Annotated in this window: 30 protein-coding genes; all 30 read right to left on the bottom strand. The window is 43.1% G+C overall.

Annotation, left to right across the window (positions count from 1 at the left end; genetic code table 11):
- Positions 1 to 24 precede the first annotated feature (24 nt).
- The 30 genes from GTO83_RS04200 to GTO83_RS04055 all read right to left on the bottom strand — a co-directional run bounded on the left by GTO83_RS04200 (position 25) and on the right by GTO83_RS04055 (position 20,355).
- Entirely contained in the window at positions 25 to 1,905 is a 1,881-nt protein-coding gene (locus tag GTO83_RS04200) for a BppU family phage baseplate upper protein (RefSeq protein ID WP_180871877.1), read from the bottom strand.
- Complete coding sequence (locus GTO83_RS04195) at positions 1,906 to 2,259, bottom strand: hypothetical protein (protein ID WP_180871876.1); 354 nt, start codon at positions 2,257 to 2,259, stop codon at positions 1,906 to 1,908.
- Positions 2,260 to 2,262: 3 nt separating this feature from the next.
- Positions 2,263 to 4,521, bottom strand: coding sequence for a phage tail protein (locus GTO83_RS04190; protein ID WP_180871875.1), 2,259 nt, complete (start codon positions 4,519 to 4,521; stop codon positions 2,263 to 2,265).
- Positions 4,521 to 5,285 (bottom strand): phage tail protein, encoded by a 765-nt coding sequence (locus tag GTO83_RS04185; RefSeq protein ID WP_255463166.1) that lies wholly within the window; start codon positions 5,283 to 5,285, stop codon positions 4,521 to 4,523. Before GTO83_RS04185 ends, GTO83_RS04190 begins: the two co-directional genes overlap by 1 nt.
- Positions 5,282 to 7,513 (bottom strand): tape measure protein, encoded by a 2,232-nt coding sequence (locus GTO83_RS04180; protein ID WP_180871874.1) that lies wholly within the window; start codon positions 7,511 to 7,513, stop codon positions 5,282 to 5,284. Before GTO83_RS04180 ends, GTO83_RS04185 begins: the two co-directional genes overlap by 4 nt.
- Positions 7,514 to 7,897, bottom strand: a complete 384-nt coding sequence (locus GTO83_RS04175) for a hypothetical protein (protein ID WP_255463165.1) — start codon at positions 7,895 to 7,897, stop codon at positions 7,514 to 7,516. It lies immediately after the preceding gene.
- 53 nt (positions 7,898 to 7,950) lie between these two features.
- Positions 7,951 to 8,322 carry a tail assembly chaperone gene (locus GTO83_RS04170; RefSeq protein WP_180871873.1) on the bottom strand — a complete coding sequence of 124 codons (372 nt, stop codon included), beginning with the start codon at positions 8,320 to 8,322 and terminating at the stop codon, positions 7,951 to 7,953.
- Positions 8,319 to 8,933, bottom strand: a complete 615-nt coding sequence (locus GTO83_RS04165; protein ID WP_180871872.1) for a phage tail tube protein — start codon at positions 8,931 to 8,933, stop codon at positions 8,319 to 8,321. Before GTO83_RS04165 ends, GTO83_RS04170 begins: the two co-directional genes overlap by 4 nt.
- Positions 8,934 to 8,943: 10 nt before the next feature.
- A complete protein-coding gene (locus tag GTO83_RS04160) occupies positions 8,944 to 9,333 on the bottom strand; it encodes a DUF3168 domain-containing protein (protein ID WP_180871871.1) in 390 nt (129 codons plus the stop codon).
- A gap of 10 nt (positions 9,334 to 9,343) precedes the next feature.
- Complete coding sequence (locus GTO83_RS04155; protein ID WP_180871870.1) at positions 9,344 to 9,709, bottom strand: HK97-gp10 family putative phage morphogenesis protein; 366 nt, start codon at positions 9,707 to 9,709, stop codon at positions 9,344 to 9,346.
- Positions 9,709 to 9,957 (bottom strand): hypothetical protein, encoded by a 249-nt coding sequence (locus tag GTO83_RS04150; RefSeq protein ID WP_255463164.1) that lies wholly within the window; start codon positions 9,955 to 9,957, stop codon positions 9,709 to 9,711. The genes GTO83_RS04155 and GTO83_RS04150 overlap by 1 nt, the downstream gene beginning before the upstream one ends.
- On the bottom strand, positions 9,935 to 10,369 hold the full coding sequence (locus GTO83_RS04145; protein ID WP_180871868.1) for a phage head-tail connector protein: 435 nt from the start codon (positions 10,367 to 10,369) through the stop codon (positions 9,935 to 9,937). The genes GTO83_RS04150 and GTO83_RS04145 overlap by 23 nt, the downstream gene beginning before the upstream one ends.
- On the bottom strand, positions 10,369 to 11,250 hold the full coding sequence (locus GTO83_RS04140; RefSeq protein ID WP_180871867.1) for a hypothetical protein: 882 nt from the start codon (positions 11,248 to 11,250) through the stop codon (positions 10,369 to 10,371). The genes GTO83_RS04145 and GTO83_RS04140 overlap by 1 nt, the downstream gene beginning before the upstream one ends.
- A gap of 13 nt (positions 11,251 to 11,263) precedes the next feature.
- Positions 11,264 to 11,896 carry a DUF4355 domain-containing protein gene (locus tag GTO83_RS04135; RefSeq protein ID WP_180871866.1) on the bottom strand — a complete coding sequence of 211 codons (633 nt, stop codon included), beginning with the start codon at positions 11,894 to 11,896 and terminating at the stop codon, positions 11,264 to 11,266.
- Between the two features lie 91 nt (positions 11,897 to 11,987).
- Positions 11,988 to 12,932: a minor capsid protein gene (locus tag GTO83_RS04130; RefSeq protein WP_255463163.1), complete on the bottom strand. Its 945-nt coding sequence runs from the start codon at positions 12,930 to 12,932 to the stop codon at positions 11,988 to 11,990.
- Entirely contained in the window at positions 12,859 to 14,307 is a 1,449-nt protein-coding gene (locus tag GTO83_RS04125; RefSeq protein ID WP_255463162.1) for a phage portal protein, read from the bottom strand. Before GTO83_RS04125 ends, GTO83_RS04130 begins: the two co-directional genes overlap by 74 nt.
- 12 nt (positions 14,308 to 14,319) lie before the next feature.
- Positions 14,320 to 15,585 (bottom strand): PBSX family phage terminase large subunit, encoded by a 1,266-nt coding sequence (locus tag GTO83_RS04120; RefSeq protein WP_180871865.1) that lies wholly within the window; start codon positions 15,583 to 15,585, stop codon positions 14,320 to 14,322.
- A complete protein-coding gene (locus tag GTO83_RS04115) occupies positions 15,572 to 15,994 on the bottom strand; it encodes a terminase small subunit (protein ID WP_180872114.1) in 423 nt (140 codons plus the stop codon). The genes GTO83_RS04120 and GTO83_RS04115 overlap by 14 nt, the downstream gene beginning before the upstream one ends.
- Before the next feature lie 172 nt (positions 15,995 to 16,166).
- Positions 16,167 to 16,676: a hypothetical protein gene (locus GTO83_RS04110; protein ID WP_180871864.1), complete on the bottom strand. Its 510-nt coding sequence runs from the start codon at positions 16,674 to 16,676 to the stop codon at positions 16,167 to 16,169.
- A 130-nt stretch (positions 16,677 to 16,806) separates the two neighbouring features.
- On the bottom strand, positions 16,807 to 17,334 hold the full coding sequence (locus tag GTO83_RS04105) for a hypothetical protein (protein WP_180871863.1): 528 nt from the start codon (positions 17,332 to 17,334) through the stop codon (positions 16,807 to 16,809).
- A 24-nt stretch (positions 17,335 to 17,358) separates the two neighbouring features.
- Positions 17,359 to 17,697 carry a VRR-NUC domain-containing protein gene (locus GTO83_RS04100; protein WP_180871862.1) on the bottom strand — a complete coding sequence of 113 codons (339 nt, stop codon included), beginning with the start codon at positions 17,695 to 17,697 and terminating at the stop codon, positions 17,359 to 17,361.
- Positions 17,690 to 18,001 (bottom strand): MazG-like family protein, encoded by a 312-nt coding sequence (locus tag GTO83_RS04095; RefSeq protein ID WP_180871861.1) that lies wholly within the window; start codon positions 17,999 to 18,001, stop codon positions 17,690 to 17,692. Before GTO83_RS04095 ends, GTO83_RS04100 begins: the two co-directional genes overlap by 8 nt.
- A 6-nt stretch (positions 18,002 to 18,007) precedes the next feature.
- Positions 18,008 to 18,469, bottom strand: a complete 462-nt coding sequence (locus tag GTO83_RS04090) for a class I SAM-dependent methyltransferase (protein ID WP_180871860.1) — start codon at positions 18,467 to 18,469, stop codon at positions 18,008 to 18,010.
- 196 nt (positions 18,470 to 18,665) lie between these two features.
- Entirely contained in the window at positions 18,666 to 18,815 is a 150-nt protein-coding gene (locus GTO83_RS04085; RefSeq protein WP_180871859.1) for a hypothetical protein, read from the bottom strand.
- A gap of 11 nt (positions 18,816 to 18,826) precedes the next feature.
- Positions 18,827 to 19,096 carry a hypothetical protein gene (locus GTO83_RS04080; RefSeq protein WP_180871858.1) on the bottom strand — a complete coding sequence of 90 codons (270 nt, stop codon included), beginning with the start codon at positions 19,094 to 19,096 and terminating at the stop codon, positions 18,827 to 18,829.
- Positions 19,089 to 19,295 (bottom strand): hypothetical protein, encoded by a 207-nt coding sequence (locus tag GTO83_RS04075; protein WP_180871857.1) that lies wholly within the window; start codon positions 19,293 to 19,295, stop codon positions 19,089 to 19,091. Before GTO83_RS04075 ends, GTO83_RS04080 begins: the two co-directional genes overlap by 8 nt.
- A gap of 5 nt (positions 19,296 to 19,300) precedes the next feature.
- Entirely contained in the window at positions 19,301 to 19,528 is a 228-nt protein-coding gene (locus GTO83_RS04070; protein WP_180871856.1) for a hypothetical protein, read from the bottom strand.
- A complete protein-coding gene (locus GTO83_RS04065; RefSeq protein ID WP_180871855.1) occupies positions 19,528 to 19,767 on the bottom strand; it encodes a hypothetical protein in 240 nt (79 codons plus the stop codon). Before GTO83_RS04065 ends, GTO83_RS04070 begins: the two co-directional genes overlap by 1 nt.
- A 2-nt stretch (positions 19,768 to 19,769) precedes the next feature.
- Positions 19,770 to 19,970, bottom strand: coding sequence for a hypothetical protein (locus GTO83_RS04060; protein WP_180871854.1), 201 nt, complete (start codon positions 19,968 to 19,970; stop codon positions 19,770 to 19,772).
- A 7-nt stretch (positions 19,971 to 19,977) separates the two neighbouring features.
- Entirely contained in the window at positions 19,978 to 20,355 is a 378-nt protein-coding gene (locus GTO83_RS04055) for a helix-turn-helix transcriptional regulator (RefSeq protein WP_180871853.1), read from the bottom strand.
- Positions 20,356 to 20,401 lie beyond the last annotated feature (46 nt).

The raw sequence follows: 20,401 nt of genomic DNA, 5'->3' as shown, positions 1-20,401 counted from the left end.
CAAGGCTTAATTTATTTTTCGTCATTAGTAACTCACACTCCTACTTTGACTATATCCGAAACCGTGGATGTGGGCTTTTCGATTTACCGTATCAACTTGCACGATCGCAAAGCCGTCTTCACTCGGCGTATCTACAAAGCGTGATTTGAAGTTGTTGTAGAAGACTGAGCACGCCACTTCCACGATCGATAACCCATTGTATGTGGTGATTTCGTCTTGGTGGGTATGCCCACAGAAGTATCCAACCAAGTTCCGTGTACCTTGCTTAGTAAAGTCTGCTTCCAAATTAAGTGGAAAGTTAGCTTCAGTCGAGTTCAATTCAACTTTAGATCCGTCACGAAAAGCGCATAGCAAGTCTGCTACGAGCGTTAAATTGTGATAGCCGATGGTATCATTGTTTTTGATACCATCATGCCAACCACCATTGGCATTGGCATTAAGGGGCGTATGGCCCATCACGACCACGTGGTAGTCGGCTGGGACATTGGCTAGAGCGACATTGTATAGCCAATTCATCTGCTCTTGGCGAACTGTATGCGTGCCCCAGCGGTCAAATTTTTGTGAACCGCTATTGTCTAAAACTCCTTCAGCGATATCGTTTGTATTGATTAGGATGAAGCGAATTTTCTTTTCTGGATAATCCTTGTAGAAGTAGATGCTGCCATTATCACGTGTTTCGCCGTTTAGCAGTTGATCAGTTCGATATGCTTTACGGAAGTAAGCGTCATGTAAATAATTATCTTGTGCCAAGAACCGATTTAGTTGATATTCCCTTCTGGTCGAGCCGTCATCATGATTACCAAGTCCGATAAAGCGGTCCGCTTTTCCATCGGTCACTTCGTCAAAAAAGACATTAGTCAGAGTTTGAATATCGTGCTTTACTCCATCTAAACTAGCCGTATCAGAGTTTGTGTTATCGCCATTCAAGACGATCAAGTCACTGACATCTGAAAAAGCTAAGGCGTTTTTGACGTGGTTTAAAGAGCGGTAAGCTTCGGGCTTAACTCGTGTGATTGTCTCCCAGTGAGTATCATTCATTTGTGTAAAAGTAAAGAGCCCGGATTGCAATTCTGACTTCACCCGTGCAATTTCAGGCTTGAAGTAGTCCTTCACAAAGCCACCAGAAATTGCTGATTCGTCAACGTTAATTGCGCCAAAATTATTAATTTTTTCATTTAATTTAGTTTCTGTATCACTAAGTTGCTGAGTAATCGTATTTTCGATAGCTTGTGCTTCCGCCTGCGTAAAAAGCCCCGCTTGCTTCTCCTTTTCAGTCAAAGCTTCAATTTGGCTTTGCAGATCCGTCAGTAAAGTTGTAACTTGCATTCCTTGTTTGTTCAAATCGGCAATTGTATCGGCGAACTGCTTCTTCAAGTCACTAAGAATTTGATCGAAGCTAGTCGACTTATCTTTAAAATCTTGTAAGGCTTGATCAAGCAAGTCTTCCAGCGGACTAATATAATCCCGTGGTACTAGCCCACCGATTACTTTATCCGCTAAAACTTCAAGATCAAATTCTAGCGTAGCGACTGACTTACCATCTTTTACGATACGAAAAAAAGCTTGCCGGTATGACCCAGCAATTGCAAAAGCTTGTGCTGGAAAGTCATAGCGAAATTTACCGCTTTGCGGGTCAATTGGCACGAAGCCATGGTTGTCAATTACTCGGTAATCGTCTGTAGAATGTTCCGGCAGCCACCCTTCGAAGTAAACGTTGCTCCCGGTTAAATCTAGTGGCGTACCATCTTCGTGCTTGATGTTTACAAAAACTTGACGCATCCCGGCCTCGTATTGCCGAGCTTGGACCCAGTTTTTAGTTCCCGAAAAATCAATTCGAAAGTTCTGTACGTCCTCAACTAGTGCCCGTCGGTCAGTACCAAGTACATAATTTAAAGTTTGCGACACCTATATCAGTCCTTTCCCTTCTAAGATTTTAGTTACAACCAATTCGATCGTTTCTGGATCCGTCCCGAGCACGATATGCTTAACCCGCTCACTCCAATCAGCAATTGCTTCTTGATTATCACTGATTCGCTTATCAAGATTTTTTTGTATTTTGTCTAGTGTAGCTACTTGTTTCTCTAAATTATCATTTTTGGTTTGCAACTTAAAAACCTTATCCTCAGCATCTTTAAGTCGCTGATAAACCTCTCCTTTAACATCATCAAATTGCCGAACCGCTTCTGCCATCGCTTCTCGGACATCCTTACCAGTTGCCGCAGTGGCGATGGTTTGGGCTAACTCATCCATTGTTGCCATTAATTAGCTACCTCCTTTCAGTGCGTCGACTTGTGCTTTCAATTTATTAAATTCATCGACTGATACATAGCCAGTCGGAATTTGATCTTTGATCACTTTCTGCAGTTGAGTCATATCAAATTTTAGTTGTGATACATCTTCGCCAGTTCCTGCGTCCACGACTACAGGATTTTGATTGACCGCAGTATTAGCTTGGACCGCTGCCATTTGATTAACTAAGACCCTTACTCGCTCGAAAGCCTGTTGATTCCGATTAACTTCAAGTTGGTAGTCAGTCAAGCCAATCTGCTTATCGCCAATTGTCAGTGTCGAAGCATGTGGTTTCAGCAGATCAATCTCCTTTTGTACTACTCGCAAGAGCTGATCTTTAGCGACATATGGATTGATAAACATATAGCGGTCGCCGACTTTAAAGTGATTAAAGTTGGGTAACCCGACTTCGATCGCCGTTAAAGACCAACTTTCTGGGATTCTTTGCGCTTGGATCCAAGATTTTGCCTGTTGAAGCAGAGTGTTTGGATCATCAACATTGTCAAATTCTACCGTCCCTTCGATGATACCAAATTCCTTTTGTAAGTCTGGAATATCTAGATAATCCTTACCGCCGTTGACATCAGCGATCGTCAGCTTCGGTCGTGCTGAATCCTTATTGCTTACCTCTTGACTTTTATCAGACGCTTGGCTTCCGTCCCCACCATTCTTAATCAGTTGTTGAGGATCAAGCCAAGTCCCGTCATTGATAAAGGACTTTTGCACTGCTTTATAAAAATCGGTTTTGGTAACCCCGACATGTAGGTGATCTAAGTCACGCCAGCCAATGATATCGCCGGTTTTGATTTGATCGCCTACATTTACTCGAATTTTACTTTGTGAACTAAAAGCTTCTTGATAGACGATATTAAAACCGTCACTGGAGTGAGTAACAACATAATTGCCTAAACCACCCATGTAGCCTTTAAAAGTAACTGTACCACCGTGAATGGCGTGAACTTCGCTCCCCGGATGGTCAACTGAACCAAAATCAAGTCCATCGTGGAAGCTATTAGTCCGATAACCACCGTCATTACCAAAGCGCTGAGCTTGCATAAACGACCCTTCGCCCACGTTAGGGAAAGGCCAAGCCCAAGAACCACTTTTACTACCAGCATGCGCCGGCTTATCCATTCGCTTGCTCCCAGTTGGACCCCAACCACCAAGACGGATATCAGACCGCCAATTTGAGTTGTTGAAAAGGGCAAGTAGTTGGTGGAAGCCTACTCGGATATTTTCATATCCCAATACTTTGTAGCTGTCAAAGGTAGGTTGCGTATACTGTAGCAAACCGATTGACGGGTGACCCGCTGCGGCGTTGCTATCCCAGTTATTCTGGATCGTTTCGTTGCCATTAGATTCGTGCTGAATTAAGCTTTTGATCCGGTCAATATCGTTTTGGGAAAGGTCAGTAATACCCATCATATAGGCGGCATTTTTGATAGCTTCTGTCCAGTCGCCCTTAACTGCCTGAGTTACACCGGTGGTTGAACCGCTATCACCATCAACCGTCACCGTTTTCGGTTCCAGTGTCTTGCCAAGTGGTACCAGTCGAGTAATCACCTTGGTTGGATCAATCTGGACACTCGCTGACTTCATATTTCGTGACAGTTGAATTGGGGTGTCATTCTTGTGGTCTCGGCCAATATCTTTGAGGTAGTCCAGATAGTTAGGGCCACCCGGCTTATAGGTTGTAACCACATAGCCACCCAAACTTTGCAGAAGCTTATCCTTGATGGCGTCCCGAGTCTTTGGATAGTCGATTTGCCGATAAGCGTCGTCTTTGCTATCTGTAACTGTGACATTGCGCACTTCAAATTTCTGGAACTTATCAACTTGAGAATTGTGGACTTCGATCAGATGCTTTAGAAAGTCAATTGGTTTCTCGCCAACCCCTTCATAGAAGCGTTGGACGCTATCTAAGAGGTAAGCTTCAATATCTTCAAAAATGTATTCCCGTCGAAATTCACCAGAAGATTCCATTGATTTCTTTGGTTTGATCGCTCGCCCACGAAAAATCAACTCTTTATCGTCGTACACTTCTACATGTGTGTGGAAGGTTTTGACGTTGTCAAAGAGTGGATTATTTTTAGCGACCACCAGAGTTAAATCATCAATATCCGATTCCTTTAAGGTAAGCTTGCCTTCGATGACGGTTCGGCCAACTCGCTGATCTAAAATAACAAACCCCGCCGTATCGGTGGGTTCGTTATATCCAATAATTCGATACATTAAATCAATTCCTCTCGCCGAAAGACAAACTTAATCGAGCCATTGCCTGAAACATGAAAGTTATTTGCTCCCTTCTCCATTACAATGCTCTTATCCTTGTAATTATCCGCCGTCAAATCAATCGTATTACCATCAGCCGTCAATTTAATGTTCCCGGTAATAATAAAGTTACTTAATACCGGTCGTGAACCAATATTCTGCACTTTAATATCTCGATCGCCGCTTACATCAAACTTAACTGGTTGCCAGATCCAGTGGGCAAATACCACATCGTCCCAGTAATCTTCGCCTTCATCATGGTTGGTGTAGGCGAAGGGATAAGCCGTAAAAGTAACCGTTGCCGTTAAGCAATTGGTTTCCGCATCATCTTCAACTTCCACACTTTTACACTTAGCATTCCAGTAGTAAGCCGAGTCATGTGTATCACGGAGTTGTCCATAACCCAATGGCATTAACTGTCGCTTAAGTTCTTCTTCATAGCCACTTCGGCTCCGATAATTTCGATTGATTAGCAGTAGCTTATACGTGATCTCTCGCATCCCAAAAAACCGCTCCTCACCGAGCATGGAGAAATCAAGTTCCCCTTGCATGTAAGGCACGGTTTCAGTAATTGTTTGTTCACTTGGCGTTGGGGCATTCCGATCTAAAAGCCAGTAGCCGGCGGTCATGGAATTAAAATCGCCAAACTGAAAGCCTTCATCCGGCAGATTAATTTCAATCCCCGCATCAGTTTTTGTCACTTCACGGAACTTATATTCCATCATGACCACCTCCCATTCAGCGCTACGTTCTGCCCAAGATTACGGTCATATGCGCCTGCTGTTGCACCAACTAAAGCGCCACTATCCATTACCATTGTGGTGTCCTTATTAGCGATCGCTTCAAGCAATTGAGCAATTCGATTCTGTTGAGCATTATTCTCAATCGTCATCGTCCCGGCAATTGTCGAGGTCATAGAGCTATTTAAATTGCTTAAGCCAGCCGCATAGCCATTTTGTGTATTTGCGACTAGACTTTGGATTCTACCGGCCATGGTCGAAACGTTATCTTGGACAATCCCGAATCCATCAGTCAGCCCGGCATTCAGTCCTTGCATGATTGCTTGACCAGCTGGGATTAAAAGCTTCCGGTCGTAGCTGATTGGCCCTTTGTGCCGCTTTATCCATCTGGCAATGTTGCCGACAAAGCTTTTAACGCTTTCCCAGGCAGATTTTAAACCATTTAAAAATGAGTTCATGATTGCGCGTCCGGCGCCACTTAGATCCACATGGACGACTGATTTTATAAATCCCATTCCAGCACTAAATACGCCTTTTATTGTTCCCCATACACTGGATACCACTGATCGTAAGCCGTTCATCATGCCATTCCAGAAAGCTCGTAAACTTGCCCCAATTGATCGGACGACACTAACGGTTCCGCCCCAAATCGTTGACACTACACTTCTTATAGCATTCCAAACAGTTGAAGCAACCGTTACTAACCCGTTCCAAGCGGCAGAAGCAGCACTAACAATTCCTTGCCATAAACCGCTAAAGAAAGCGGCAACCCCGTTCCAAGCGGCTTTAAAGGAAGCGACGATTGCACCGACTTGTTGCCCTAAGGCGTTCCAGATCTCCGTAAAAATTTGCACAATTGCATTATTCAAATTCTGCCAGAACTGTTGGAACCCTGTCAAAGCGCCTTTTAACCAGTTAATAAAGTTTGACCATAATTGACGACCAGTTTTGGTTTGAGTAAAGAAGTAAGCTAATGCAGCAACGACTGCTACAATCCCAACAATTAACCAAGTCATTGGACTTAGAGATTGTGCAATGTTCAAAGCAGTTTGAGCAGCGGCGGCAAGTTTTAAAGATTCAGCTAAATCATCTAAGCCCTTAACCGCAGTTTCTAAATCACTAGCTTTCTTGATCGTCTTAAAAACTTTAGAAGCTGTTTCTAATTGGCCGAAGATAGTAATTGCTCCTTTAATTACCTTCACTTGCCCGACAAAGGTTAAAATTCCAACTGTAAGCGGAGTTAGCCAATCTTTATTTTGATTAACAAAACCAATTAGTGACTTCAACCCGACCAAAATTACTTTCGTGGCATTCGTCACGATTGGTGCAATTACGGCAAAGGAAGCGTTGATTGCTACCTTCATGTTATCCAATACCTGCGCAATTGAGCCGAAACCAGCTTGTTGAAAACCTTGGTTTATTGCCGTTAGCATGTTAGCCATGTTTTTAACCACAGCGTTTTTCAAGTTAGCAAAAGAGGTTGCGATCCCTTGCGAGTTTTTTCGGGCTAAGGAAGCAAAACCGTTTACTCCGCCATTTAATTTAATAAAGCGATCATTCAGCTGGTCAACTGTAATTTGTCCACTTTGTAATGCAGAGTAAAGGTCTTGCTCCGCTGATTTACCTGTGAAGCCGAAAGAATTAGCAACTTTCCGTAAGGCAATCGGCATGGTTTCCATTAAAGTTCGGTATGACATTAAATCTACCTTACCGGTTGACAGCATTTGTGTATATTGCTGTAGCCCACGAGAGGTATCAGCCACCGATGCACCAGAAGCCAAGAAGGCATTGTTCAGAGCAATCGCCGATTTAGCGGCCTTATTGGCACCACCGGTTAATGGTCCAAGTTGTTGAGCAATTCCAGTAATTTCATCCAAAGATGTCGGCAAGCCGTCAATTCCCTTCTGGAGAATTTGCGACGATTTAGCCACATCCCGGGTAGAATATCCTAAGGCATTCATTACAACTGGATATTTGTTCAAGGTATCAAACCGGCTAATTGCTCCGCCAAGGGAATCTTTAATAACCCCAATCGCTTTGCCAGTCACTACTGCGGCGGCACCCATCATGGCACCACTTCTAATCATCCCACTGCTAGCTTGCTGATTAGCTTGCATAACCTTACTCAGAGAGTCCACGGCAGATTCCATAGTTTTGGTGAAGTTTTCATCAACCGCACTCAAAATCGCTTCCACGCTCATTGATTCTGCCATTTAATCACTCTCCTTTCGCCATGCGGTCATGTCAATCTTGCCAGCGGCTTTTAGTCGTTCAAATTCTTTGTAGCGCTCAAAGAAGGCCTTCGCCGCACTTTCGCGCTTGCTTACCTTTTCAGGAATCATGTAGTCATCCCCGAAAGTTTGCCGAATTTTCCGCTCGTACGCTTGTCGATCAAAAAATGCAGTAAATTTAGTATACTTTGGCTTCGGATTCTTATTGCCAACTGTAGCTTGTACGGTCTGATTTAGCCATGCTTGTGAGGCTAATTCCTCTTGACGCTGTAAATTTCGCAATTGATAAGCTTCGAGCCTTAGATAATATTCATCTAAAGTCATCCGCTTAATTTCATTCAAATCATTCATACCTAGATAAGCCATCGCCGTCAGTAGAATTTCCCGATAAAACTGAGCTGACGTTAGCTGTGGTCCATCTAGGCCTTGGTTTTTTTTACCGCTTTCTTGACTACTTTTAATTCTGCTTGTATAGAATTTGACTTCTTAAATTCAGTTTGAACTTCTTTGAAAAGCCGAGTTAAGTCAGTTTTACTATCATCTAAGTATTCATCAATGATCTTTCGTGAAGGGCGTTGCTTGTTATCCCATGCGGCACAATAGAGAACATCAGATAAAGCAGCCACACTCCCCATATCAATTTGTGGCGAAACTATCTTCATAGCCATCCCGAAGTTTGCTTTTTGGTCAGCGGTTAAATTAGCTTTGATACCATCAATTTTGTCAAGCTCTCGAATGAAAGCTACCCCGAAATTCAAATCGTATTCTGTACCATTAACTTTGATAATCATTGCCCGTTACCTCCAGCAGTATTCGTTTGAGTATCTTCAGCAACTTCACCAGTCCCGGCATCTTCATCAGACCAAGCCGCACCATTGCCATCAGTTCCGTCATTTTTGGCTTCGCTATCAATCTTGCCCACACCACGGAAAATGTAGGCGATTTGAGCTTCTTGTTCATTAGTCAGTGCAGTCCACCCACGGACTGGTCCGTAATTAATGTTGAAAGTCGTTTCTCGCTTAGAAGAATCATCAGCGTCGTTATCGGTGCTGTCGTCTGAAACAACCCCTCGCATATACCAAGCGAAGTATTTGCCGTTCTTCTTTCGCGTCCGATCAACAATCCACGCTTCCATTACATCCCCATCAAGAACTGAATCGTAAAGTTGATCAGCAATCTTTGACCAGTTATCAATGAAAGTGGTTTTTAATTCCGTCTCTGGATCAGCACCCTTGCTAACCTTCCCGGACTTAGTAGCGGTTGACTTATCATCGCGCTTAATCCCAAAAGTGGCCCCTTCTTGCCAAGGAAGCACTTGCGCATCAACCTTATTTGCTTCACTTAATTTTCGCAGCATCAAGATTCGATGAATCCCTTGCACTGCAACAATATTATCTGCCATGGTTTACCTCCTAACATAAATCGTAAGTAAGTGTCAGTACCCCGTGCATTAAGACGGTGTCTGGCACGCTTTGATCAACCAGGATTTGTTGCTGATTGGCACCCGGTCGACCTTGAAACCGAAAATGGGGCGTCAAAAAAAGGCCGCGCCCTAGTCGGCTCAGCCCGTTAATTATTTGTGCCACCAGATACCGGTTATCTCCACTTGCCCAGACATGAAGATCAATTGTAAAGTGACCCCCCAAACTATCTTTATAAGTAGCTGGGACTAAAGTCACATCACTAATTACCACAAAGGGATAATCAACCGGCTCGCTCTCCATCGGTAGGTGATCATAGACCCGATATCCAAGTTGCTGTGCTAGTTGATATAAGCGGTCAAAAAGTTCTTGATCCGGCATTTCTAGCACCTCACTTCATTAGTTTTCGCAGATCATTTACAAATTTTACCCGCTGATATGCGAAGGCGGGTTTGAGTGTTGGACGAGGACTCATAAAGCGAGTTCCGTATTCCAAGTAGGGGAAGTAATCCGTATGTGGAGCAACTGTGGCCGTTAAACCGGCTTGGCTAAAGGCCACATCGACGCTACGCTTAGTATCCCCCTTAGAATACCCAGCATTGTATGTGGAAGCCATATTTTGCATGGCTTGCGCCCTTAATTGGCGTCCATTGCGATCGACAATCTTACGCGCCGAATTAGCCATTAAGACCGGTCGCTTTCGCAAAGCGGCTAGTAATTCTTTATCACCAGTCATCCGAATGCTAATCTTTGTCATTAGCCTTCCCCCACAATCAAAGTGTTTCCTTTTAAAACTGCCCGGCTAGTCCGTAACCGGTACTTTGTCGGCTGATCGTCAATAGTCAGGTACGCCCAGCTTACAGTAACCGGCGATTGCAATCGAACCACTTTGGCTTGCTGGTCATACTTACCAAAGACTTCCACCGACCGATTAACCCCGATATCCGTCACATTGCCAAAGGTTGAGAATACCAGTGGGGTATCACCTTCGTATTTGTGGGTCATCGGGTTGTACTGCCGACTGGCCTCCGAATAAAAATTGATTTTGCTGGTCATTCGCACGACTATCACCACCGTAAGCATTAATAAAAGCGACGTGGCCAAGAGAATCAATGTCCTTCTGGTTGCGTCGCTTCCATTCATTTAAATCATCAAGAAAATCATCAAAATCATTACTATTAAAGGTGATTGATTCACCTTCTTGGCTGTATGACGCCATGCCCTCGTTCTTTAAGCGGTTAAAGCGCCGGATGCAGACTTCTAATTCAATAAAACGTAGCTCGTCCGGGACTGTTTCAGTTTGCAACTTAAAGTTAAGATTGCGCTCCGTGTTGGTGATGATTAAGTTGAGTAAATCATCTTGACCATTATCGTTAATGCGAAGCATTGTCTTAACTTCATCAAGCACTTCAGCCATTATTTACTAGCTACAGCTGGCTTGGTAATCGTTGCCGTCACAATCCCGTCAAGACGTTCCGCAATTAGCAAGTTAGCCAGTACAATCACAGTTTCAGCCGTCAAGTTTTCGTAGTTGGCAGTATGAGCTACCCCGATCAAACCAGTTTCATCAGTGGTCAAATCAAAAGCAGATCCCAAAGCACCGGAAATAGCAGCATAGTAGTAGTTGATGTTATCAGCGACTGTAGCTACTAACGTTCCTTGCTTGACAGCTGAAGTTAAGATCGTCGTGTTAAAGCCCATGAAGTTCTTCAAGTATTGGAGGCCAAAGGCCGTTTCAGTCGTCATTTGCTTGTCGCCAAGGTATTCGTAAAGGTCGAGTGGGTTCAAGAAAACAATTGTTTGAGTGTCGTAATCTTCCCACTTGACTGCCAATTGGCCCAAAGCGTTAGCTAAAGCCTTTTGTAACCCTTCGCCAGTTGCCGTAGTCTTATTGCTATCTGTCTTAGTGATGAAGTCAAAAAGTTCACCCTTGACATCCTTTTGCACTGCCCGAAGCAACTTATTATCAGTATCAATTACCGCTGGTTGCATCCCACCGGCAGATTGGATAGCTTCTGCCGTGGTAGCCTTCCGGTACTTCTTAAAATCAAGAGTTAAGGTGTTAGCTAACTTCCGGGTTACCTTGGAAAGCGGGATAACTTCACCTTCAGCGACCTTACCATCTGCCTTGGTAACTTCAGACTTGTAAACCTTGACTTGGGAGCCAGCCGTTAAAGGCTTCATCCGGGTAACGCCCATTACTTGAAGTAAAGTGCCAATCCCTTCGGAGAATTGTTCCACAAAGTCGATTGATTGAGGGACTAAATCAGTTGTTACAGTTAAATTATTTTCTGCCATTTTTATTTACCTCCTAGCGATAAAGGCCCATATTCTCACGGATAGCTTTAACCCGTTTGATTGGGTCAGAAATCTTATTAATTTCCGCCTTCGTCATTGCCGTTGCGGTCTTGCCACTATTCCGTGGAGTAGTACCTTTTAGCATTTCTTGTTTTGTGTCGTCACGAATTGCATTTACAAATGCTTCAATCGAATTGATATTCTTAACGGTTTTTTCAGTGTCACTAACAACCACCAGATCAATGATTTCATCTGGGACTTGCAAACCTTTTTCACGGAAGGCGTCACGAGTATCTTGGATATCATGTGTCCGTTGAAGTTCCGCTTCTAAAGCTTTAATTCGGTCATCTTTAGCTTGATCTTCATCAGATTCCTTACTTTGGCTTAGCAAATCCTTAATTGTAAGTTTGCCTGCCTTTAGGTCAGTGAGTTGTTGGCTTAAAGTTTCAACTTGCCCCCTGAGGTCTTCATTTTCAGTCTTTAAGCCCGCATTGTTTGCCGTCACTTTATCAATTCGCTTTTGAAACTTTTGTTTGAGACTTTCAACCGGATCATCCTTTGGTTGTTCTTCCGTCTTTGGATCCACATTTTCAGGTTGAACTCCTTCATTTTGTTCTGGTTGTAAGTCTTGATTTTCTTCAGCCATATTAGCCTCCTATATACTCGCATTTACTGGCTTGGGAGCCATTCTCGGGTCTTATTTAACGTCCACGACAAGCACGGAAACGGACGAAAATCTAGTAATCATCTGGTACCCACTCAACAATCCCGCAGCGGCAGTTGGGGTGAACGGGAATTAACGGTACTTTATCAATTGGCCAAACACCTTTGCCTTTGCCAAAGTCTTGTGCTCCAATCTCTTTGCAAGTTGGGCAGGCGCTAAGTTCTTCAATCCACTCGACATACTTAAACCCGTCTTTTTTGATTGCGTCCATCTGTACAGCTACCTGCACCCGGGCCGATTCTGTCCGAGCTAGCCGCTCTACGACATAACTTTGGTTAGTAACCGTAGTTTTAACTTGATCACGTAAGCGACGAGCCATCACTTGGACACCTTGGCCACTGATCAGCCCAGTCGCTAAAACTTGGTCTAATTTAGCCTTTAGTACATCTTGATTCGCCCATAGTCGTTGACTAAAGTTTGCCCCATTAGTTTGAGCCATGATAATCTTTGCCATCTTTGGGGATGTCCATTTAGAATGCTGAGCGCTATCCATCATAATCCCGGCTTGGCGGATAGCTTCTTTCTGGAAGTCACCAGCTAGCTTATCTCGTAGCGCCGCATCAACCTTCAAGTTAGCCCGAAGCATGTCCAGACCAACTTCTGATTTCAAGTGTTCCAAGCGGTTAATCCGCATGGTGGCATTGTAGACTTTCAAGCGCTGATTAATCTCTTTGGTGTAATCACTGTAAGTCACATGGTCCCCGGCTTTGCGCCGTTGTTCAGCTTCTTCCACGATTGTTTGGGCTTTGCCCTGGAAGGCTTGGACGTCCATCTTAGTAACTTGGTCAGCACCGACCCGATTAATTTCAACTTGAATTGTCGTATTAATATCAGCGATTGCCTGGTTGTAAAAAGCGGTTAGTCGCTTAGCGAAAAGCTCATCGTTAGCGAGATTCTGCTTGATCCACTCCTGCTCCTTCTTCTTCCTTAGTGTCCAGTACTGACTTGTTGCCATCATCTTCACCGTCCTTTAGGAAGTCAGGCATTGCATCTGCCGCTTCACGGGCTAGCCTTGTAGTTTCAGCTTGCTCATCTTGCATCTGCTTAATCTCTCGGTCGGGATCATCCACAATTGACAGCACTTTAAGCTGGGTCCGCTTAGATACGATATTAGAGAGAGTAGAAGCGGTTTGAGCTTCTTCGGATAGGTTATCTGGTAAGTTCCGCTTCATGTCAACCGCTAACCGTTGCCAAGCATCTTGATCATGCACTACAGTACCAACGCTAAAAATAATTCGGTACAGTTGCCGTAAGGAGTAGCGGAATTTACGTTCTTTTGTCGCCGCCATGTTACGCATTGAGAGAAGCTTATATTGCATCGCTACTCCCGATGAGTTGCTAGCAAAGGCTTCATCATTTAAATCCGGCACCATCGCCACTTGATGGATCATCTTAATTAGCCGATCAATCATGTGCTCTTGCATGGTGTCGCCGTCTGGCTTAGCGATAAAATCAATCACTGCGTCCTTAGCGCTAGCGTCCGGGCTATAAATCACTCGATTATTAACTAAATCAATGTCGGGTTTGCCGTCACCGTCATTATCGAGGTCTAGCCCAAGCATTTTAAGATAGGCTTGATCAAAGTATTCGACCTGGTTTGACTTCTGCGACATCACCTTATTTAAGGCGTCGATTAAAGTCTTGGCGTTGTCAAAAACCCCTTGGCGTTCGGTATTAGCGAAGAACTCCACCGCCGGAACTAGCCCATAAGGATTGGTTTGAGATTCTGATTCCAAGTCGCTACCCTTGAAATTATCCACGCCGTCAGCATAATAAACTGACCCACACCACATCCCACTGGTTACATCTTTCCAGTAACGTACAAAAGCTAGTGGCTCTTGAGCAACTGTATCGTCGTAAACCATAAAGGCTTCCATCGGTGAAGCGTAGGCAACCTTAGTTTCGGAATTTTCATTCTGGTAAGCAAAGGCAAAAGCTCGGCCGTAAACATCAACTTGCTTACTAATTTCATTCAATTTATCTTGAATAGAATTAGTGTCATTCCAATTTTGCAAGCCTTGATTTTCTTCGTCGGTTGAATCATTTAGTGTGATCTTAGCCGGGATCCCGGAGAAAAAGCCATTGTAAGTATCGACAATATAATGTGGCAAATTGACCACCAGTCGATTGTCTGGGCCAACTAAATTGGGTTGCTTATGCAAGATCTCGTGATCGCCTGTATACAGTCTCATGTTTTCAGCGTAATCCTTGCTGTACTGGATATTCCGCCGCATAAACGACAGCAAATCCGGCATCTCGATATGTTCGCCCTTCGGATATACAAAAACGTGTCCCGGCAAGATTTGCCCCTTACCATTAATTGTTTCCGTCAAACTTACACCTCCTTAAAAATAAAAGTTTTTCATCATTGTGGCTTTTGGTGAAGCCATACCGTTAATTTCACTTAAAGCATACCGGATTGCATCAATTTCGTGGTTATAAGCATCAACTGGTTCGTTGGTGTACTCACCACTTTGGCGATCCTTTTTATACGTGTAATTTTCCAGCTCCTCAATCGTCTTCACACACCGATCATCAACCACGATTCGATATTGTTGCATAAAGCCAAGCCCTTGAATAATACTGTCTTTGCCCTTTTTAGCAGGGCGAATCCGATAAATTCCGTCCCGCTTGATTTCGTCGATTGACTTGGGTTCAGCAGCATCAGCAGTAATAATTTCCTTGGCATAGCCCATTTGTTTGATGATTTGCGCAATATCTGAGTTCAACATGCCATGCTTAGCGTACTCCTCAACTACATAAATAATCTTACGTTCTTGATCGACTTTAACGTGCATAAAGGCCGTTTCATCGTTGGTATAACCAAAGTCCAAGCCAAAAAACGACGGTAGGCCTCGCAGTGTCGCTAGGTTTAACCGCCGTTTTTCAAAAGTTGGGAAGACCAGCTTATCTAAAGTCGCAAACTCACCCAAAGTGTAGATTTTGTAGTAAGCCGGATTGGTGATCTTCAAGTTTTCGATTGTCCTGATGTTATCTTCATCCAAAAACCGGTTGTCTTTGTATGTCGATTGATGGATGACCACTCGCTTCGGATCAACAACCACCCCATCATCGAACCACTGCTTGTAAGTCCAATTTAATTTAGAAACTGGATTGAACATACAGAACAATTGCCGTTTCTTATGTTTAGGCTCACGAAGTCGCAAGGTCAGCTGTGTGTAGTCGCCTTGATTAAATTGGGATGCTTCTTCCATCACCACGTCTGATAGTCCTTTAATGGATTTTATTTTTTCGGGATCATCCATCCCTTTAAAAAGAAAGGTAGCGCCATTGGGTAGTGTAATTGTCCGATCTGACTTATTGACCTTACAAAGTGGAAGGATGCGCCAAGTGCTCAAGCAATCGAGAACATCAGTAAAAATTGAATCCTTAATAGTTCGATCGACTTTTCGCAACCATAGCACTTTACGGGGATGCTTCCACTTCCCCAGTGCTTTTAGCACCACTTTTTGAACTACACCATGTGATTTACCAGAAGAAGCACCGCCATACCAGACTTCAACAAAATGATCATAGTCAAATAAGCTATCGAAAATTTGCCGATTAAAGACTTTCTGGGGCTTGGGGAAACTTAGATTAATCGTCGTCATCGTAATCACCGATCCCAATTTGAATGTCTAAATTACCGCTAACTTCCTTTTTGTCTGTCCATGCTGCATGGCGTTTCCCGATTAATTCCATCGCCTTAATCCGATCGGAAGTCTTGGCTGACATCTTAACTACATCGCCTTTATTGGTTAATTGTTCTTCGGTCGTTTCGCCCCGAGCAATTGCTGTTAGCCGTTGCATAACTTCTTTCATGGTCATAATCTTTTCAGACTCAATTTCAGCGTTACGTTTATCGATTTTTGCTTTGATGTCTGGTTTTGTTAAGTTTTCTTGACCAATTTTTCGAGCCGTCTTTTTGGAGTATCCAGCTTTGATTGCCGCTTGAGTGGCATTCCCAGAAATTAGGTACTCATCCACGAAGCGTTGCTGTTTTTGCGTTAATTTACTAATACCACTCACCCCCTTATGTAAAAAAAGCCCACACAAGGTGGACTGAAAAATAATAACAAGGAAAAATCTTCACTGGCCAGATATTAATCTAGCCTATAACCCGCCAAGGAATTGAACCTTGGCAAAGGCCAACCGGGTTACCACTGCTATCTCTTCACGTTACCATTTTAGGTTATTTCTCATCCTGCTCTCGTCCTGTTTTCATCCTGCTTTCCTCCTCTTTTAGAAAGCTCGGAATCAGCTCATCGCTGACTAGGAACTTATCTTTAACTGCGTCAATGGCATCCGCAAATTCAAGTCGAGCCAACCGATCGGCTTTTTGATAGCTGTCATTACCAGTTAGATTGATTAATCGTTGAATCATCCATACTTTAGAATGATTTACATATCGTTCAGTCAAAATTATTCGGCTTCGGGTTGAGCAAGCATTAATTGCCTGCTTAACCACAATTTCAGCCCGGTAATACTCGTCATTCTCGATAAGCCGATTTTCCGCTACATTACCTGGAGCCGAACCCCGAATGCCAGTAACATCGCCACTATCACCAGTCAGACCCATAATGACATTTGCCCGTCTCACAATCCGTGAGTAATTTCGGGGATGCTCAAAATCATCACAAAGGAAAAAATCACTTACTTGGTCAGCTACCCTTTGAGTATTAACTTTCGGAAACAATGTCATGATTACCACCCCGTTGCAATAAACATCAGAAAAAGTGACACCACCGAAAAATATTGAATGTCTGGACCAGAACTGGTCAGGGCTAACAGCATTAAAACCAGACACACTAGCGTAATTGCAATTCGCTTCCTCACATTAAACCTCCGTCTAATTTGTACCAAAGATACCGCTTAGCTTGCAGATGCTCATAGACAAGTGGCGGGTTGTTTCGAGTGGTAAGTAGATACTTCAACCGATCCGTCTTAATTCCCATCGCCTTAGCGGCTCTATGCGGTGTGTCATAAATCTTCTTCCTGCCACTTTGACTATCAACTACGATGATACGGGTGTAATCATGTTTGTAGCGTCGGCGTAGCTTAACTAAGTCTGGTCGCTGAGTAAAAAGATGTGAGATCGCACTCTCGCTACACTCTAGATTTTTAGCCAAAAATTTTATCCGCGTATCAATTGCCATTAACTTTTTGAGCCGGTTGATTTGACTTTCGTTATTCAGATCTCCAGTAGTCCCCTGGCGAACCCGTAAAATGATCTGATAGTCCGGATCATCAGCCGGTACTACATCTTCCAGCTTTAAGTCTTTAGCGCTGAAAACCCCGTATTCGGCTTCTAAATTATCAATCGCTTTTGACAGCGACAAATCAGCATTAAAATTCATCATCTCCACCTGCCTTTTAAGTAATTATTAATACCCATATCCCACCAATCCTTCCTTTATGATCTTCACGGCTTCTTCAGCGCTTCTGGCTATGCCATGGATGACACCATGCTGCTGGAGAAACTGGTGAAATTTAATCTGGTCTGGTCGGGGTTTACCTGTTTTGGTTTTAACTTCGATATAAAAAACTTGGTCATCTGACCATCTAAAGCCGTATAAATCAGCGTGACCTTTTGGTAGTCCAGTATCAAACCACCGCCCATCAGATAGCCGGACTTTCCCTACATTAGTCCGGAAAACGGTGCACTGGTGAGCAGATAGGGCGATCCGAATTTCGTTTTGAATTTTCGTTTCGGGGTTAGCCATGCAAATCGGTATCCTTTACAAAACTGCCATTGATGGTCTTACCTGTCCGGTCAGCAATTTCTTCGTAGGCCATGCTAAGGCAGTCAACTGGATCAATACCTAACTGGTGGCAGAAGATGCTAATTGTCACTAGCAGATCTCCGACGCTGTCTAAGAGGTCATCATGATGGTGCTTGTTATAAGCAGCCGATGTTTCACCAAGTTCTTCCACAATCTTAGAAAACTGAATATGAGGATCAGCGTCCAAAAGATTACGATCCTTAGCCCAATCCAATAATGCCTTGTGTAATTCTTCAAAATTCATTTTTATTTATTTTCCTTTCTTGATAAAAACTACCCACCGTGTCTTACCTCGCCGATCACCGTAGATTGGCTGTTGGCCAAACACCTTGATTACTTTGGAAAACGGGATCTGGTCGTCATTCCATTTGAAAACAAGCGTTCCAGTTGATTTAAGAACTCGCTGGCACTCATCAAATCCTTGTTTTAGGTCATCCTTCCATACCTTAGGATCAAGTACTCCATATTTGGCTCTTAGCCACGATTTAGGGCCGGCATGTAGTAAATGTGGTGGATCGAAAATCACGTTATCAAAAGTACAGTCAGCAAAGGGGAGTGAGCGAAAATCGGCTACGACATCTGGATCAACATCAATATGATGACCGCTGGGTAAGTCTTTCTTCTCTTGTCGAATATCACAGTAAGTTGTGTGTGGCTCGTGCTTGTCGTACCAAAACATGCGACTACCACAACAGACGTCCAAAATTTTCATATACAGTTACCGTCCCAAAGGCGATGATAAATTGTAGTAATCTCGGAAACTAACTCCGTGACCGTTAGCAATCCAGCAGATTAAATTACAATATGGATATAAGATAACGATGACTGCGGTAAAAACCCAAAAAATAACAAATATAGGTAAGGCGACAACGAGAGCAAAGATTGTTCTCACGTTAAGTTTCAACTTGTTATTCATCCTTCTGCACCTCCGCAATAATGGAATAATAAGCTCCTGCATCATCGGCACTAAAATTAATGTCAACGACTTTACCGCCATGGTTTACAACTTCAGCAACATATTTATTAACTTCATCCCAAAACGTTTTTACTTTAATCATTTAGTTCACCTCTAGTGAAGCTTTTTATTAACATCGATTAGTTGATAGTTCCCCTCAATGTCTATTTCAGCTTTCTTTAGGATTTGCTTAGCAATGTCCAGTGAGACATTGCTAAGATTTTCAAAATTAGTTTCAGTGCTTTTAGCCATTAAAAGAAGTTGCAGATACATTGCCGAAGCAACCGTTACTACATCTGTCCCTTCATACCGTTTGACTGCTTCGAAAATATCCATCGAGATTTTATCGATATTGTCGCCTTTAATATCAATCCTATTAATCATTTAGTTTCCTTCCACACATCGGACAATACTTAATCGGCATCGTAAAGCAATTCCCTGCGATTCCGTCATCACTAAACAGCATGACTGGTTGACCATTCTCGTAATTACATTGCACACTTTCGCCAGTCTCAAAAGCAACAGCATTGTATGGTGATTGACAGAAAGAGCAATCTTTGGTTGTTGTTTGATTGTTTTTCATAATTGCTACTCCATCCCACTTACTTTTAGAATTTCTTTAGCGATCTTTAAGGCGTCATGGCTAAGAACTTCGAAATCAACTTCGTTACCTTTAGCCATTAAGATAAGTTCTAAATACATTGCCGAAGCAACGGCAATTATATCTCCCCCGTCGTGCTTATTTACTGCTTCCGAAATATCCTCTAAAACTTCTTTGATTTCATCACTGTTAATAACATACATTTCTTTTTTCATTAGTTTTCCTCCATGTAGTCCTTGATTACCTTGAGTGCTGCTATTAATCCGGCCATCTCTTCAGCTTTAAAGATAGCTCCTAATCCTTGATAGAATTGCCATTTGCCATCTTCCTTTCTGATATCACCAAGATAGTAATCATCTTTAAAGAAGCCAACTTCATTTAAATCGCTTCCTTCGTAGTATCCTTGGGCTTGATATCCAAAAGGCAACTCCCGACTTAAAGCTTCAAGATTCATGATTAATTCTCCCTTTCGTGTAGTAATTCAATATCAATATCATCATCAGCCACGTCTAAGGCGAGCATAGCGTCATCTAACTCACGGTAGACATATTTCAAGTCATCCGGATCGCCATTAAACTCATCCTCGATGGTGTAATTAACCTCTTCAATCAGATAGTAGGCTTTACGTAATTTTGCTTTAGCTTCTTCAATTGTCATTTTTGATTCACTCCTCATTTAACTTACGACCACACCAGGGGCAGTTGGAGATTGGCGCCAAAAGTCCCCCTTTCACAAAAATTGAATCTGTCTCAATAACTAACCAATATTCACAATTTAAATATAAGATTTTCATCTTTGAGGTAGGTTCAAAAGCTACTTGGTGAAACGGTTCCCGACAAAGGTTGCATTTTTTAGATTCGATTCCCTGAAGATATGGAATGCTAACTCCGAAGAAGTCAGCAAGCTTTTTCCAAGTTGATAATTTAGGTTCTCGCTTTCCTGTTTCGTAACGGCTAATAGTATTGTTTCCAACCCTCAACTCGTCAGCGACTCGTTGCAGGGTCAAACCCCTTTCTTGCCTAAGCTGCTTAATTCGATTCATTTTTATTCCTCCCAGTGACAGTTAGTGACGGTTAATGACACTAAAA

This window comes from Lactobacillus sp. 3B(2020) (assembly GCF_013487845.1).
Classification (GTDB): Bacteria; Bacillota; Bacilli; order Lactobacillales; family Lactobacillaceae; genus Limosilactobacillus; species Limosilactobacillus alvi.
This window is presented reverse-complemented; position numbering and strand designations above follow the sequence as displayed.

Bases quoted from the DNA above. Each gene is read 5' to 3' on its own strand.
- GTO83_RS04195 (WP_180871876.1), bottom strand. From the start codon at position 2,259: ATGGCAACAATGGATGAGTTAGCCCAAACCATCGCCACTGCGGCAACT.
- GTO83_RS04190 (WP_180871875.1), bottom strand. From the start codon at position 4,521: ATGTATCGAATTATTGGATATAACGAACCCACCGATACGGCGGGGTTT.
- GTO83_RS04185 (WP_255463166.1), bottom strand. From the start codon at position 5,285: ATGATGGAATATAAGTTCCGTGAAGTGACAAAAACTGATGCGGGGATT.
- GTO83_RS04180 (WP_180871874.1), bottom strand. From the start codon at position 7,513: ATGGCAGAATCAATGAGCGTGGAAGCGATTTTGAGTGCGGTTGATGAA.
- GTO83_RS04175 (WP_255463165.1), bottom strand. From the start codon at position 7,897: ATGGCTTATCTAGGTATGAATGATTTGAATGAAATTAAGCGGATGACT.
- GTO83_RS04170 (WP_180871873.1), bottom strand. From the start codon at position 8,322: ATGATTATCAAAGTTAATGGTACAGAATACGATTTGAATTTCGGGGTA.
- GTO83_RS04165 (WP_180871872.1), bottom strand. From the start codon at position 8,933: ATGGCAGATAATATTGTTGCAGTGCAAGGGATTCATCGAATCTTGATG.
- GTO83_RS04160 (WP_180871871.1), bottom strand. From the start codon at position 9,333: ATGCCGGATCAAGAACTTTTTGACCGCTTATATCAACTAGCACAGCAA.
- GTO83_RS04155 (WP_180871870.1), bottom strand. From the start codon at position 9,709: ATGACAAAGATTAGCATTCGGATGACTGGTGATAAAGAATTACTAGCC.
- GTO83_RS04150 (WP_255463164.1), bottom strand. From the start codon at position 9,957: ATGACCCACAAATACGAAGGTGATACCCCACTGGTATTCTCAACCTTT.
- GTO83_RS04145 (WP_180871868.1), bottom strand. From the start codon at position 10,369: ATGGCTGAAGTGCTTGATGAAGTTAAGACAATGCTTCGCATTAACGAT.
- GTO83_RS04140 (WP_180871867.1), bottom strand. From the start codon at position 11,250: ATGGCAGAAAATAATTTAACTGTAACAACTGATTTAGTCCCTCAATCA.
- GTO83_RS04135 (WP_180871866.1), bottom strand. From the start codon at position 11,896: ATGGCTGAAGAAAATCAAGACTTACAACCAGAACAAAATGAAGGAGTT.
- GTO83_RS04130 (WP_255463163.1), bottom strand. From the start codon at position 12,932: ATGATGGCAACAAGTCAGTACTGGACACTAAGGAAGAAGAAGGAGCAG.
- GTO83_RS04120 (WP_180871865.1), bottom strand. From the start codon at position 15,585: ATGACGACGATTAATCTAAGTTTCCCCAAGCCCCAGAAAGTCTTTAAT.
- GTO83_RS04110 (WP_180871864.1), bottom strand. From the start codon at position 16,676: ATGACATTGTTTCCGAAAGTTAATACTCAAAGGGTAGCTGACCAAGTA.
- GTO83_RS04105 (WP_180871863.1), bottom strand. From the start codon at position 17,334: ATGATGAATTTTAATGCTGATTTGTCGCTGTCAAAAGCGATTGATAAT.
- GTO83_RS04100 (WP_180871862.1), bottom strand. From the start codon at position 17,697: ATGGCTAACCCCGAAACGAAAATTCAAAACGAAATTCGGATCGCCCTA.
- GTO83_RS04095 (WP_180871861.1), bottom strand. From the start codon at position 18,001: ATGAATTTTGAAGAATTACACAAGGCATTATTGGATTGGGCTAAGGAT.
- GTO83_RS04090 (WP_180871860.1), bottom strand. From the start codon at position 18,469: ATGAAAATTTTGGACGTCTGTTGTGGTAGTCGCATGTTTTGGTACGAC.
- GTO83_RS04085 (WP_180871859.1), bottom strand. From the start codon at position 18,815: ATGATTAAAGTAAAAACGTTTTGGGATGAAGTTAATAAATATGTTGCT.
- GTO83_RS04080 (WP_180871858.1), bottom strand. From the start codon at position 19,096: ATGATTAATAGGATTGATATTAAAGGCGACAATATCGATAAAATCTCG.
- GTO83_RS04075 (WP_180871857.1), bottom strand. From the start codon at position 19,295: ATGAAAAACAATCAAACAACAACCAAAGATTGCTCTTTCTGTCAATCA.
- GTO83_RS04070 (WP_180871856.1), bottom strand. From the start codon at position 19,528: ATGAAAAAAGAAATGTATGTTATTAACAGTGATGAAATCAAAGAAGTT.
- GTO83_RS04065 (WP_180871855.1), bottom strand. From the start codon at position 19,767: ATGAATCTTGAAGCTTTAAGTCGGGAGTTGCCTTTTGGATATCAAGCC.
- GTO83_RS04060 (WP_180871854.1), bottom strand. From the start codon at position 19,970: ATGACAATTGAAGAAGCTAAAGCAAAATTACGTAAAGCCTACTATCTG.
- GTO83_RS04055 (WP_180871853.1), bottom strand. From the start codon at position 20,355: ATGAATCGAATTAAGCAGCTTAGGCAAGAAAGGGGTTTGACCCTGCAA.